A 13,837-nucleotide genomic window follows, 5' to 3' on the forward strand; every position below is an offset into this window, starting at 1 on the left:
CCACAGGCGTGGTTCCCCCTTCCAAGGGGGGAAGCCGCGCAGCGGCGCAAGGGGGATTCAGAATGTGCCAACTCCTAGGCCTCAACTGCGCCACGCCCACCGACGCCTCATTCAGCTTCACCGGCTTCTGTCAGCGCGGGGGTGGGACCGACCACCACGCCGATGGCTGGGGCATCGCCTTTTTTGAAGGCAAGGGCATGCGGCTGTTCGTGGACCACCAGAGCGCCGCGGCCTCGCCGATCGCGCAGTTCCTGCAGCAGTACCCACTCAAAAGCCGCAACATCATTGCCCACGTGCGCAAGGCCACGATCGGAGAAGTAACCCTGGAAAACGCGCACCCTTTCACGCGTTCGCTGTGGGGTCGACACTGGGTGTTTGCGCACAACGGCGATCTGAAGAACTACGAACCCCAGCTTCACGGCCGCTTCCAGCCGGTGGGCACCACCGACAGCGAGCGCGCGTTTTGCTGGCTGATGCAGGAACTGACCCAGTCGCACGCCAGCCTGCCCAGCATTGAGGAGCTCACGCTCACCTTGCGCGAGCTGGTGCCGAAGGTCGCGGCGTTTGGCAGCTTCAACTTCCTGCTGTCCAATGGCGATGCCATGTGGGCCCACTGCAGCACCAAACTGCACTACCTGATCCGTCAGCACCCGTTCTCACAAGCCACGCTGATGGACCGCGACTGGACGGTGAACTTCGCCGAACTCAACCAGCCGGGTGACCGCGCTGCGGTGATCGTCACCACGCCACTGACCTCCAACGAGGCCTGGACGGCGTTTGCGCCGGGTGAACTGCGGGTGTTCGTCGACGGTCTGCACGTGGCCTGAGCAGGCACTTTCGCGACCCGGTACTAGGGATGCCCCCGGGAACGGGTCTCAGAGGTTGCCGGTTAGGATGCAACGCCCAGCCTGCGCACGCGGGCCCATGCATCCACCCAGAAGGAGACCCTCATGCAAAGACGCCACCTCATCGCCGGCTCGATCGCCGCCGCCGCCCTGCCCCGTCTGGTGCTGGCCCAGGCCATCGAGAAGCCCAAGGTCACCATTGCCGTGGGCGGCAAGAACCTGTTTTACTACCTGCCACTTACCGTCGCAGAGCAGTTGGGCTACTTCAAGGACGAGGGCCTGGACCTCACCATCGTCGACTTTGCAGGCGGCTCGCGCGCACTGGCCGCGGTGGTCGGCGGGAGCGCCGATGTGGTCTCGGGAGCGTTTGAGCACACGGTCAACATGCAGTTCAAGGGCCAGCCCATGCGCGCCTTCGTACTGCAGGGCGCCGCGCCGCAGATCGTGCTGGGCATCAACCCCAAGACCATGCCCAATTTCAAGTCGGTCGCCGATCTCAAGGGCAAGAAAATTGGCGTGACCGCCCCCGGCAGCTCGACCAACGTGATGGCCAACTTCGTGCTGGCCAAGGCCGGCCTCAAGCCCAGCGATGTGAGTTTCATCGGTGTGGGAGCCAGCAGCGGCGCGGTCGCCGCGATGCGCTCGGGCCAGATCGACGCCATGAGCAACCTCGACCCGGTGATCACTCTGCTGCAGCGCTCGGGCGATCTGAAGATCGTGGCCGACACCCGCATCGTGGCCGAATCGGAAAAAATCTTTGGCGGCCCCATGCCCGGCGGCTGCCTGTACACGCCGCAGCCCTTCATCGACAAGAACCCGAACACGGTGCAGGCCATGACCAACGCCATGGTGCGCGCCAACAAGTGGATCCAGCGCGCCGGCCCGGGAGACATCATCAAAGTGGTGCCCGAGAGCTACCTGTTGGGCGACCGTGCGATCTACATCGATGGATTCCTCGCAGCCCAGAAGGCTTTGTCGCCCGATGGCATGTTCCCAGCACGCGGCCCGGACACCGCGTTCCGTGCGCTGGGCAGCGTGGACGCCAAGCTGGCTGAAGCCAAGCTGGATCTGACCGCGGTCTTCACCAACGATTTCGCCAAGATCGCGAACGCAAAATATCGCTGACCCCCGCGCCGCGCCGGTGGCGCGTCACCCCCTTTCAATGGGCAACACCTGCGGCCCGGCCAAGCCGGTTCCGCGGTGTCCTGGGTTTTGGACACGCGCGCCGGATGCGCTGTTTTTCAACGATCCTTGTCTGGCTCTGTTTCACCCTCCTCCATGACACCCGCCATCGAACTCAAAGACGTCGCCTGCACCTTCATCAGCAAGGACGCTCCCGGCCAACGCTACACCGCTGTCGAGCATGTGGACCTGACGGTCGGTGCTGGCGAGTTCGTCAGCGTGGTGGGACCAACCGGCTGCGGTAAAAGCACGCTGCTCAACGTGGCGGCCGGGCTGCTCGCGCCCAGCCAGGGCACGGCCCACATTTTTGGTGAGCCGCTGCGCGATGTGAACACGCGCGCGGGCTACATGTTCCAAACCGAGAGCCTGATGCCCTGGCGCACCGCGTCACAAAACGTGATGGCCGGTCTGGAGTTCCGCGGTGTGGCAGATGCCCAAGCGCGCGAGCAGGCCGAAGACTGGCTGCGCCGGGTCGGCCTGGGTGGCTTTGGTGACCGCTACCCACACCAGCTCAGCGGCGGCATGCGCAAGCGCACCAGCCTGGCGCAGACCCTGGTGCTGGACCCGGACATCATCCTCATGGACGAGCCGTTCTCCGCACTCGACATCCAGACCCGCCAGCTGATGGAAAACGAGGTGCTGGATCTCTGGAACTCCAAGAAAAAGGCGGTGCTGTTCATCACCCACGACCTCGACGAGGCCATCGCCATGAGCGACCGCGTCGTGATCCTGAGCGCAGGCCCGGCCGCGCACCCGATCGGCGAGTTCACCATCGACATCCCGCGCCCGCGCGACGTGGCCGAGGTGAAGATGACGCCACGCTTCCTGGAGCTGCACGCGGCCCTCTGGTCCGTGCTGCGCGAAGAGGTGCTCAAGGGTTACCAGCAGCAACTTCAGAAGGCGGCCTGAGCATGTGGAACCTCATCAAACCCCGCCCGGCCACACTGCGCTTATGGCAGGTGGGCATTCTGGTGCTGCTGTTTGTGTTCTGGCATGTGATGACCACGCCCGGTCTGGTGCCGACCTTCATGTTTGACAACGACCGCCAGGCCGCCTTTTTCTTCGGCGAGCCACTGAAGATCTTCGAGCGCATCTGGGTCTGGTTTGTCACCGATGCCGACATCTACATCCACCTCTACGTGACGCTGGCCGAAACCATCATGGCCTTCGGCATCGGCGCAGGCGGGGGCCTGGCGGCCGGCCTGTGGCTGGCGCTCAGCCCCATGGCCTCGGCTATCCTGGAGCCCTACATCAAGGCGATGAACTCCATGCCGCGCATCATCCTGGCGCCCATCTTCGCAGTGTGGTTCGGCCTGGGCATGGCATCCAAGGTGGCGCTCGGTGTCACGCTGGTGTTTTTCATCGTGTTCTTCAACGTCTACCAGGGCGTGAAGGAAGTGAGCCCGGTGGTGCTTGCCAATGCGCGCATGCTGGGTGCCAACAAAAAACAGTTGCTGCGCCATGTCTACCTGCCCAGCGCCACCAGCTGGGTGTTCAGTTCGCTGCACACTTCGGTCGGTCTGGCCTTTGTGGGTGCGGTGGTGGGCGAGTACCTCGGCTCCAGCCGGGGTGTGGGCTATCTGATCTTGCAGGCCGAAGGCCAGTTCGACATCAACACCGTGATGGCTGGCATCCTGGTGCTGACCTGCTTTGCGCTGGTGCTGGACGCGGCAGTGGGCCGCATAGAGAAACGGCTGATGAAGTGGCAGCCCAAGGCCGGAGAGACCGAAAGGCTGTGACATGAACGCCTGGCTGCTGCTCGCGCTCGCCATCGTGGCCGAGGTCATCGGCACCAGCGCGCTCAAGGCCAGCGAAGGCTTCACCCGGCTCGCCCCCTCGGGGCTGGTCGTGGTGGGCTACGCGGTGTCCTTTTACTGCCTGTCGCTGGTGCTGCGCACCATCCCGGTGGGGGTGGCCTACGCGATCTGGTCGGGCTTGGGCATCTTACTCATCACCGTCGTGGCCTGGGTGGTGTACGACCAGACGGTGGACCTGGCGGGCGTGCTGGGCATGAGCCTGATCCTGGCGGGCGTGCTGGTGCTCAACCTGTTTTCCAAGACCTCCGCCCACTGAGCGCGAGGGCGGGGCGGCGCCTCAGAGCACCTTGAACAGCTTTTCCTTGAGCTCGGGCAGGCGTTTCTTGCCCATGCCGTGATCGGACATGCTGGCCTCCCAATCCAGGTACACCGTTCGCAGCGCCTCGGTGGTCTTGGCGTCGGAGATGTTCTGGATCAGCGTGATGCGCATTTGCTGCCCGATGATGGCGTTGATGGAATTGATCATGAAGTTGCGCGCCATCTCGTTGTCCTTGGCTGAGCGTTTCGCTGCGGGCACCAGACCGGGTATATCGCCGGCCGGCGCCGTTTCGTCGCCCGCTGGCGCCACCGCAACCAAGGGGTCGGCGCTGCGAGAAGCCGCCACGCTGGCGGGCTTGCTGCTGGCCTGGGCTTCGAGACAGCCCTGACTGAGCAACTGCTGCAGCACGGACTGAATGTCGTCGGCACTGGGCAGAAAGGCCGCCAGCTCGCCGCCACTTTTTTTACCGTCGGCGAGCACGAGAATGCGGCGCACCAGGGGCGCGAGACCCAGGGCGCGCGATTGGATTTCCTGTTGACCCAGTTCGGTCTTGGCGAAGATGGCAGAAGACAGGTCGAGCGTGTCGGACATAAGGCGGATGAAAGGTTTGGAATCTGCTCCCTGAGACAAGCGTTGTACCGTAGGCCTCTCCACCCGACAAGACGGGAATGCCATGACACGGGACAAACGTAGCCAATAGGCCGCCTGAACGGAGCCCACCGCGGCAAATCGCACGCTTGTGCCGTGGTGCGCTAACCGCAGCCACACTTGTCTTGTGGAAACTTTTGGACTACTTGCGAGGCGATGCACGCCGCTGCGCACGCAGGGTCGCGAGATAAAGCCCCTCGACCTTCTCGCGTGCCCAAGGCGTCTTGCGCAAGAAGCGCAAGCTGGACGATAGGCTGGGGTCGACGTTGAAACAGCGCACCGGAATGCACTCACCCAGGCCCGCCCAGCCATGGTGCTCCACCAGCGCGGTGACCATGGCTTCCAGCGTCACGCCGTGCAGGGGGTTGCGTGGTTGGTGGGCGTTATTGCCCCCACGCTCCGCCCCTTCCTCGGGCGGCTGGTCCTGCTGGGGAGCGGTGGTCATGCGAGCGCCGCTTCCAGCGCGTCCACAAACATCGCGGGCACATCAAAGCCGGTCTGATCGTGGATCTCCTGGAAACAGGTCGGGCTGGTGACGTTGATCTCGGTCACGCGGTTGCCGATCATGTCCAGACCCACCAGCAGAAGGCCGCGCGCGGCCAGCACCGGCGCGATGGCTTCAGCCACCGCTCGATCGGCATCGTTCAGCGGCTGGGCCACGCCCTTGCCGCCGGCAGCCAGATTGCCGCGCACCTCACCTCCTTGCGGAATACGAGCCAATACAAACGGCGCCACCTGGCCACCGATCAGCAGCAGGCGCTTGTCGCCCGCCACGATCTCGGGCAGGTAGCGCTGCACCATCACGCTGGTGGCACCACCCTGGTTCAGGGTCTCGATGATGGCGCCGAGGTTCATGCCATCGGGCCCGACACGGAAAATTCCCGTTCCGCCCATGCCGTCCAGGGGCTTCAGGATGATGTCTTGCTGCTCGGTGTGGAAATGGCGGATCGCCTCCGGTGAGCGCGTCACCAGCGTAGGAGGTGCGTGCTGTGCAAACTCCATCAGCGCCAGCTTCTCCGGGTGGTCGCGCAGCGCGCGCGGGCTGTTGAAGACCCGAGCGCCTTCGCGTTCGGCCTGCTCCAGCAAGTGGGTGGCGTAGAAAAACTCACTGTCGAAGGGCGGGTCTTTGCGCATGAGCACCGCCTCAAAGTCGCGCAAAGCTTCGCGCCCCTGGTGATCCACGTGGTACCAGTCGCTGGCGTCGCCCGTCAGCGTGATGCGGCGCACCAGCGCCGACACCGGCTGGCCGGACTGCCACTGCATGTGTTGCGGCTCGCAGGCGGCGACCACATGGCCACGGCGCTGCAGCTCGCGCATCATGGAGAAGGTGGTGTCCTTGTAAATCTTGAAGGTGGCGAGGGGGTCGGCGACGAAGAGGATGTTCATGGGTGGGGCTTTCTGGACCTGTACTGTTGCACAAAGAGCGCGATGGCGCCCGCGACCACGCCCCAGAACGCCGAACCCACACCCCAGAGCGTCAAGCCGCTGAGCGTGAGCAGGAAGGTGATGAGCGCGGCTTCGCGGTGGGGCTCGTCCTTGAGTGCGGCGTTCAACCCGCCGCCAATGCTGCCCCGCAGGGCGATGCTCGCAATGGCCAAGACCAGCTCGCGCGGAAAGGCCAGCAACTGGCCGGTCACCGCCGCACGCGGTGTGCGCCACGCCACCATCACCGGCTGCTTCAGGATCAGCGACGGAATCGCGCAACACAGCCCCAGGCCCAGTGCCCACATCCAAGAGGTGATGAGCTCCGGCGTGGCACCAATCGCCAGCGCCGTCTGAAACACGATTGCCACCGAACTGGTGAAACCCACCAGCACCGCCACAAAACCCGCGGTGGTCGCAGACAGGTTGAGATCGCGGAATAAGGACATCGGGCGATTGTGCCGCGGCCTGATTCGCATGCCGTCGCCTGGCCGCCCAGTCGGGCGTCCGGTGCGCGTGTCGCGATTCAGGATGCCGCCGATCGGCCAGCATGCCCCCTAGGGGGTGACGGCGAAGCCGGCGCGGGGAGCCTAAATCTCTATTTTGGAACCCAACTCGATCACCGCATTGCTCGGCAGGTTGAGGAACTCAGCCGCCGCGCCCGCGTTGTGGTGCATCTGCACAAACAGCTTTTCGCGCCAGGCCGCCATGCCCTGGTGCAGGGTCGGCACCACCACATCGCGAGAAAGAAAGTAGCTGGTGGTCATGGGCTCGAGGTCACAGCCGCGCCCGCGCATCGCCGCCAACGCCCGCGGCACGTCAGGGTCGTTCTTGAATCCGTAGTGAATCACCACCTGCCAGCAGTCGCGGCCCAGCGCCTCGATCGCCAGGCGCTTGTCCAGGCCGATCCATGGCACCTCGTGATGACGCACCGTCACAAACAGGTTTTGCTCGTGCAGCACCTTGTTGTGCTTGAGGTTGTGCAGCATCGCGTTGGGCACGGTTCCAGTCTCGGCGGTGAGAAAGACCGCTGTGCCAGACACGCGCAGCGGCGGCGCGACAAACACCGCGTCGAGAAAGCTGCTGAGATCCATTGCCTCGGCCTGTTGCTTGCTCGCCATCAGCTCACGCCCCTGTTTCCAGGTCATCATCAGCGTGAACACCACGCCCCCGATCATGAGCGGAAACCAGCCACCATCCAACAGTTTGAGCAGGTTGGAGCTGAAGAAGGCGAAGTCGATGACAAAGAAAAATCCGGTGGGCAGCAGGCTGAGCCACAGTGGGTACTTCCAGCCATAGCGGATCACGAAAAAGGTCAACACGGTGGTGATCAGCATGTCGAGCGTGACGGCGATGCCATACGCCGCCGCCAGGTTGCTTGACGAGCGAAACATCACCACCGCCAGCACGATGGCGACAAACAGGCCCCAGTTGACCAGGGGCAGGTAAATTTGCCCGGTATCGCGCACGCTGGTGTGGCGCACGTTGAGCCGAGGCAGGTAGCCCAGCTGCATGGCCTGCTTGGTGACGCTGAAGGCGCCGGTGATCAACGCCTGCGAGGCGATCACCGTGGCCATGGTCGCCAGCCCCACCAGCGGCACAAGCAACCAATCTGGTGCCATCCTGAAAAATGGGTTTTCGACCGCCTCCGGGCTTTCGAGCAGCAAGGCACCCTGGCCAAAGTAGTTCAGCGTCAGGCAAGGCATGACGACCGAAAACCAGGCCAGACGGATCGGCTTTTTGCCAAAGTGACCGAGGTCAGCGTACAAGGCCTCGCCACCTGTCACGCACAGCACCACGGCGCCGAGGATGATGAAGGCGGTTCCCGGCTGCTGCCAGATGAAACGCAGCGCGTGGTGCGGGCTGATGGCGCCCAGGATCTCGGGGTGACCGACTATGTGCGAGATCCCCAGGCCCGCAATCGTGAGGAACCACACCAGGGTGATCGGGCCGAAAAAGCGGCCGATGCCGCCGGTGCCGCGCTTTTGCACCGCAAACAGGCCGAACAGCACCACCAGCGTGATGGGGACGACGTAGCTTCTGAACGCGGGCGAGATCACCTCCAGGCCCTCGACCGCCGACAGCACCGAAATCGCGGGTGTGATCACGCCATCACCATAAAACAGCGAGGTGCCGAAGATGCCGATGACCAGCAACACGCGGCGCAATTCGGGTTTGTGTTTCACCGCCTGCGAGGCCAGCGCCAGCATGGCGATGAGCCCACCCTCGCCCGCGTTGTCGGCTCGCAGCACCAACGCCACGTACTTCAGCGACACGATCAGCGTGAGCGTCCAGAAGACGATGGACAACACGCCGTAGACGTTGGCGTGGGTGAACGGGACGTGACCAGACCCGAAGATTTCCTTGATGGCGTACAGCACGCTGGTGCCGATATCGCCATAGACCACACCGATGGCGCCCAAGGTGAGCGCAGCAAGCGAAGATTTTGAAGCTGACACAAGGCGCACCCAAGCCTGCAAGGCCGGGCTTTCGCAATTCAGAAGGGTCTGATTCTGCGCCTCGCCTCACAGCGACAGCAATCGGGGCACGGCCCTAACCACCGCTTGCGTGAGATTTGTTGCAGCGCAGCAACTGAATGCCGCTCGCGAAGACCGATCAGTCGTACACCTCGGCGTCGGGATCGGTCGCTTCAAGCTCGTAGCTGGCCGCGAGCATGGCCAGGCGGCCGATCACGCCGTACATGTAGAAGCGGTTGGGCAGGCTGGCGCCGGGTTTGACGCCGGGTTGGGGCAGCTGCGCGCTTTGCTCAAATGCCAGGGGCACAAATCGCGCACCCGGCGCGTTGAGGTTTTCGTCCACACCGCGCTCAGCATGAACACGGTAAAAACCACCGACCACGTAGCGATCCATCATGTAGACCACCGGCTCGGCCACGGCCGCGTTGACGCGCTCGTTGGTCATCACACCTTCCTGGATGATGACCTCGCCCGCGCCCAGTCCCGTTTGCAGACTGGCCATGGCCTTGCGGTCAGCGGGCGTGAGAGCATCGATTTCTTTGGCGTCACGCACCGTCATGATGCCCATGCCGCCGGTGCCGTTGTCGGCCTTGATCACGACAAACGGCTTTTCGTTGATGCCGTATTCCTTGTACTTGCGCCGGATCTTGCCCAGCAGGGCGTCGGTATTGGTGCGCAGACAGTCCAGCCCGGCGTCGGCGGTGAAGTCCACCTCACCACACTGGGCAAACAGCGGGTTGATCAGCCAATGGTCCATGCCGAGCAGCTTGCCAAAGCGCTTGGACACCTCTTCATAGGCCTTGAAATGGCGGCTCTTGCGGCGCGTGCCCCAGCCCGCGTGCAGCGGCGGCAGCAGGTACTGCTCGTGCAGGTCTTCCAGGATGCCGGGCACACCGGCGCTTAGGTCGTTGTTGAGCAGGATGGTGCAGGGGTCGAAGTTTTTCAGCCCGAGGCGGCGCTTGCTGCGCACCAGCGGCTCCAGCGTGACCGACTCACCGCCCGGCAGCTCGATGGTCTTGGGCGAGGTGATGTCGTTGGACAGCGATCCCAGGCGCACATTCAGCCCGGCCTGGAAAAAGATGCGCTGCAGCTGGGCCAGGTTGCTGAGATAGAACACGTCGCTCGTGTTCTCGGGCACGAGCAGCAGGTTCTTTGCTTCCGGGCAGATCTTCTCGATCGCCGCCATCGCCGCTTGCACGGCCAGCGGCATCATTTCGGGCGTGAGGTGGTTCCAGCCTCCAGGGTAAAGGTTGGTGTCAACCGGGGCTAGCTTGAAGCCGGCGTTGCGCACATCGACCGAGCAGTAAAACGGCGGCGTGTGCTCCATCCACTCCAGCCGGAACCAGCGCTCGATCACTGGCGTGGATTCGAGGATGCGCTGTTCCAGTTCGTTGATGGGGCCGGTCAGTGCGGTGACGAGGTGCGGAACCATGAGAAGGGGGCCTTGTTGGAGATGAGTCCGGTCCATTGTAGGGACCGGGTTCTTGGTCGAGGGGCAAACATGGGGACGATCGGCAAGCCCGCAAGGCGCCTGAGAGCGATATCCAGGCAATCACTGCCACCCTGCAGCGAGCGAAGCCAGAGACCAGGGGCGCCACGGAACCGGCTCTGCCGGGCCGCTCGTGCTGCCCCTTTGGCAGGTTCGCGCGGAGCGCGGCGTAGGAGTGGCTCCCCTTACCCTCTTACTTCGCCCTCGCCCAACACCACGTACTTCAGCGAGGTCAGCCCTTCCACGCCCACCGGACCACGGGCATGGAACTTGTCAGTCGAAATGCCGATTTCAGCCCCCAGACCGTACTCGAATCCGTCTGCGAAGCGGGTGCTCGCATTCACCATGACACTTGCTGAGTCGACCTCTCTCAAAAAACGTTGCGCGTGGCGGTGGTCGGTGGTGAGGATGGCGTCGGTGTGGTGGCTGCTGTACCGGTTGATGTGGTCAATGGCCTCATCCAGACCCGCCACCAGCTTGATGCTGATCACCGGCGCCAGGTATTCCTCGCTCCAGTCGGCCTCGCTCGCAGCGCTCAGGCTGGCGCCAGGCACCGCGGCCAGCAGGGCCAGAGACTCGGGGCAAGCGCGCATTTCCACGCCCTTGGCTGCGTAGATGGCACCGATACGGGGCAGGAATTCGGCTGCCACCGCCCGAGCCACCAGCAGGCTCTCGGTGGCGTTACAGGGGCTGTATTTCTGCGTTTTGGCGTTGTCGGCCACGGTCACCGCCATCGCGATGTCGCAAGGGTCGTCCACGTAGGTGTGGCAGTTGCCGTCCAGGTGCTTGATCACCGGCATCTTGGCCTCTGCGCTGATGCGCTGAATCAGCCCTTTGCCGCCGCGCGGGATGATCACGTCCACGTACTGAGGCATGGTGATGAGCTGGCCCACGGCGGCCCGGTCGGTGGTGGGCACCAGCTGCACCGCGTCGGGCGGCAGGCTGGCCGAGGTCAGGGCCTGCTGCACCAGGGCGGCTAGGGCGCGGTTGGAGTCGATGGCTTCGGACCCACCCCGCAGGATGGCCGCGTTGCCACTCTTGATCGCCAGCGACGCGGCCTCAATGGTCACGTTGGGCCGACTCTCGTAAATCATGCCGAAGACACCGATCGGCACCCGCATCTGGCCCACGCGGATGCCGCTGGGCATCTGGCGCAGGCCGATCACCTCACCGATCACGTCGGCCATGCCTGCCAGCTGCTCGCAACCCTGGGCACAGGTTTCGATGGCCGCAGGCGTGAGCTTCAGGCGATCGATCAGCGGGTCAGCCAGGCCGGCGGCGCGCGCACGCTGCAAATCCTTGTCGTTCTCCACCTGCAGGCCGTCCACATGGGTGCGCAGCAGGACGGCCAGGCTGAGCAGCGCATGGCGCTTGGTGGCGGCACTGGCCCGGGCCATGAGCGCCGATGCCGCCTTGGCCTGGCTGCCCAGGGTGTTCATCAGTTCGGTGGTGTTGCTCGCGTTCATTCACGGATTTTCGCACTGGCGCCTGTTTCGCGCACTTCGGCCACCAGACGCTCCGGATACTGCCGGGTGTAAAGTCACCGGACATCGAACTGCACACCTCAGTTGGCTCCCCACCGAGACTTCACTATGACCCGCGCCCGTTTGAACCACTGCCTGCTGTTTGCCGCAGGCTGGCTGTCGTCTGTCGCGTACGCGGTGGATGTCCGGTTCGATCCCGTCGCCCCGGGCGTCTACGCCTTCATTGGCGAAAAAGTCGGCCGTACTTACAGCAACGAGGGACTGAACGCCAATATTGGCCTGGTGGTCACGCCGACCGGTGCGCTGCTGATCGACAGCGGTGCGAGCTTCCAGGGAGCTCGCCAAATCCATGAAGCGGTCAGGAAGGTCACCTCTCAGCCGGTGAAGTGGGTGATCAACACCGGCGGGCAGGACCACCGCTGGCTGGGCAACGGCTATTTCATCGCGCAAGGCGCCGAGGTGATCGCCCACGCGGACGCCAAGGCCGACATGCAGAACCGCGGCAATGACCACTTGCAGGGGCTCCGGAATGAGCTGAAAGAGAAACTCGACGGCACCGTCCCCACCCTGCCCACGCGTTACCTGTCGGGCAACGACGAAACCTTGCAGTTGGGCGGCATGACCGTAGAGGTGAAGCACCGCGGCGGCGCCCACACGCCGGGCGATGTGTTGGTCTGGCTGCCGCAACAGCAGGTGCTGTTCAGCGGCGACGTGGTCTACACCGACCGTCTGCTGGGCGTGATCCCGGTCAGCCACACCGGGCGCTGGTTGGACAGCTTTGCGGTCATCGAAGCCCTCAAGCCAAAGCGCATCGTGCCCGGTCACGGCGACGTGAGCGACGTGGCCCGCGCACAGCGCGACACCCGCGACTACTTACGGGCCCTGCGGGCACACATGAAGAAAGCCGTTGAAGATGGCACAGACATCAGCGCGGCCATCAAGGCCTTCGACGCCCAGCCCTACCTGCGCCTGCTCAACGCGGCCGAACTGCATCCCGGCAACGCTAGCCGCACATACCTGGAGCTTGAGCGCGAATGAGCGCCTCGCTGCCGACACCCACCCGCATCTATTGAAGGAGCCGATGATGAAAAACGCCATGGACCTGGTGAGCGCAGCCAAAGCGCGTGTCGCCGAAATCCCCGTCAGCGAGGCCGAGGCCGCGATCCGCGAGGCCGATGTGCTGATCGATGTGCGCGAAGAAAGTGAGTTCGCGAACGGTCACCTGCCGGGCGCCATCCACGCCTCACGCGGCATGCTCGAGTTCAAGCTCAGCAGCACGCCTGCACTGGCGTCGCGCGACCTCAAGGTGGTGCTCTATTGCAAGACCAGTGGCCGCGCCGCCCTGGCGGCCGCCGCCATGCAGGAGATGGGCTACCTCAACGTCAAATCGATCGCTGGTGGGTTTGATGGCTGGGTGGCTGCCGGCAAGCCGGTCGTCAAACCCGAGCTGCCCAGCTTCGGCTGAGCGGCGACTCAGCGGATGGCGCAGGCCAGCGCCACTTTCATCGCCAACTGCTGCAAGGCCTGCCAGGGGTCGGTCGGCCAGCCAGGTGATTTCAGCCCTTTGACGATGCCGTCCACCGTGTGGGCGTCGTCCAACCAGCGCGCCAGGGTGGATGCCGTCAGCAGCGGCAGCGCGCGCTCCATCAGCTTTTCCTTCAGGCCCCAGACGCGGTTTTCGCGCAAGGCCATGGGCAACGGGCGGCCCGCGTCCATTGACGTGCGGATGCGATGCAGGGTGCGGATGTCTTCGGACAGCGCCCAATGCACCAGCACCGCCGCTTCACCCTCGGCCTGCAAGCCGTCGAGCATGCGCTGCGCCCGCACCACCTGCCCACCCAGCACGGCCTCGGCCAGCTTGAACGGCGTGTAGCGCGCCACATTGAACACCGCGTTCTCGACCTGCTCGAAGCTCAGCTCGCCCGCCGGGAAGAGCAGACCCAGCTTCTGGATTTCCTGGTGTGCCGCCAGCAGGTTGCCCTCAACCCGGTCGGCAAAAAACTGCAGCGTGCGCTGCCCCTCTTCACCGGCGGCCACGCGCTGGCCCTGCTGCTGCAGCCGCTGCGCGATCCATTGCGGCAGGGCCTGGCGCTCCACCGGATCGACCTTGATCGTCACGCCAAAGCTGTCAAGCGCGCCAAACCAGGCACCCTTGAGCGTGGCGCTGTCCAGGCGCGGCAGCAGCACCAGGGTCAGCGTGCTGTCGTTGCCCTG

Annotated in this window: 15 protein-coding genes; 7 read left to right on the forward strand and 8 right to left on the reverse strand. The window is 64.3% G+C overall.

Annotation, left to right across the window (positions count from 1 at the left end):
* Positions 1–62: 62 nt before the first annotated feature.
* The 5 genes from GPT34_RS12495 (at position 63) to GPT34_RS12515 (ending at position 4,100) form a co-directional block, all read left to right on the forward strand.
* The gene (locus GPT34_RS12495; RefSeq protein WP_291012880.1) at positions 63–827 is read left to right on the forward strand and encodes a class II glutamine amidotransferase; all 765 of its coding nucleotides are present in this window, start codon (positions 63–65) and stop codon (positions 825–827) included.
* A gap of 123 nt (positions 828–950) precedes the next feature.
* Positions 951–1,970: an ABC transporter substrate-binding protein gene (locus tag GPT34_RS12500; RefSeq protein WP_291012882.1), complete on the forward strand. Its 1,020-nt coding sequence runs from the start codon at positions 951–953 to the stop codon at positions 1,968–1,970.
* A 153-nt stretch (positions 1,971–2,123) separates the two neighbouring features.
* Positions 2,124–2,936: an ABC transporter ATP-binding protein gene (locus GPT34_RS12505; RefSeq protein WP_291012884.1), complete on the forward strand. Its 813-nt coding sequence runs from the start codon at positions 2,124–2,126 to the stop codon at positions 2,934–2,936.
* A 2-nt stretch (positions 2,937–2,938) separates the two neighbouring features.
* A complete protein-coding gene (locus tag GPT34_RS12510) occupies positions 2,939–3,766 on the forward strand; it encodes an ABC transporter permease (RefSeq protein WP_291012886.1) in 828 nt (275 codons plus the stop codon).
* Between the two features lies 1 nt (position 3,767).
* On the forward strand, positions 3,768–4,100 hold the full coding sequence (locus tag GPT34_RS12515; protein WP_291012888.1) for a multidrug efflux SMR transporter: 333 nt from the start codon (positions 3,768–3,770) through the stop codon (positions 4,098–4,100).
* 21 nt (positions 4,101–4,121) lie between these two features.
* On the opposite strand, the gene GPT34_RS12520 is transcribed toward GPT34_RS12515, so the two are convergent.
* From GPT34_RS12520 to GPT34_RS12550, 7 genes are all read right to left on the reverse strand, one after another.
* The gene (locus GPT34_RS12520; RefSeq protein WP_291012890.1) at positions 4,122–4,694 is read right to left on the reverse strand and encodes a hypothetical protein; all 573 of its coding nucleotides are present in this window, start codon (positions 4,692–4,694) and stop codon (positions 4,122–4,124) included.
* Between the two features lie 199 nt (positions 4,695–4,893).
* Entirely contained in the window at positions 4,894–5,196 is a 303-nt protein-coding gene (locus tag GPT34_RS12525) for a VF530 family protein (protein ID WP_291012892.1), read from the reverse strand.
* A complete protein-coding gene (gshB, locus tag GPT34_RS12530; protein WP_291012894.1) occupies positions 5,193–6,137 on the reverse strand; it encodes a glutathione synthase in 945 nt (314 codons plus the stop codon). Before gshB ends, GPT34_RS12525 begins: the two co-directional genes overlap by 4 nt.
* Complete coding sequence (locus GPT34_RS12535; RefSeq protein WP_291012896.1) at positions 6,134–6,622, reverse strand: benzoate/H(+) symporter BenE family transporter; 489 nt, start codon at positions 6,620–6,622, stop codon at positions 6,134–6,136. Before GPT34_RS12535 ends, gshB begins: the two co-directional genes overlap by 4 nt.
* 141 nt (positions 6,623–6,763) lie before the next feature.
* A complete protein-coding gene (locus tag GPT34_RS12540; RefSeq protein ID WP_291012898.1) occupies positions 6,764–8,632 on the reverse strand; it encodes a potassium transporter Kup in 1,869 nt (622 codons plus the stop codon).
* 157 nt (positions 8,633–8,789) lie between these two features.
* Positions 8,790–10,082, reverse strand: coding sequence for a glutamate--cysteine ligase (gshA, locus tag GPT34_RS12545; RefSeq protein WP_291012899.1), 1,293 nt, complete (start codon positions 10,080–10,082; stop codon positions 8,790–8,792).
* Positions 10,083–10,324: 242 nt separating this feature from the next.
* Entirely contained in the window at positions 10,325–11,605 is a 1,281-nt protein-coding gene (locus tag GPT34_RS12550) for a glutamate-5-semialdehyde dehydrogenase (protein ID WP_291012901.1), read from the reverse strand.
* A gap of 126 nt (positions 11,606–11,731) precedes the next feature.
* On the opposite strand from GPT34_RS12550, the gene GPT34_RS12555 reads away from it, so the two are divergent.
* Positions 11,732–12,661 (forward strand): MBL fold metallo-hydrolase, encoded by a 930-nt coding sequence (locus GPT34_RS12555; protein ID WP_291012903.1) that lies wholly within the window; start codon positions 11,732–11,734, stop codon positions 12,659–12,661.
* A gap of 46 nt (positions 12,662–12,707) precedes the next feature.
* A complete protein-coding gene (locus GPT34_RS12560) occupies positions 12,708–13,088 on the forward strand; it encodes a rhodanese-like domain-containing protein (protein WP_291012905.1) in 381 nt (126 codons plus the stop codon).
* A gap of 8 nt (positions 13,089–13,096) precedes the next feature.
* On the opposite strand, the gene holA is transcribed toward GPT34_RS12560, so the two are convergent.
* Positions 13,097–13,837: DNA polymerase III subunit delta (gene holA / locus GPT34_RS12565; protein ID WP_291012907.1), on the reverse strand; the 741-nt coding region annotated here is incomplete at its 5' end.

It is taken from the genome of Hydrogenophaga sp. (assembly GCF_011390835.1).
Classification (GTDB): domain Bacteria; phylum Pseudomonadota; class Gammaproteobacteria; order Burkholderiales; family Burkholderiaceae_C; genus Hydrogenophaga.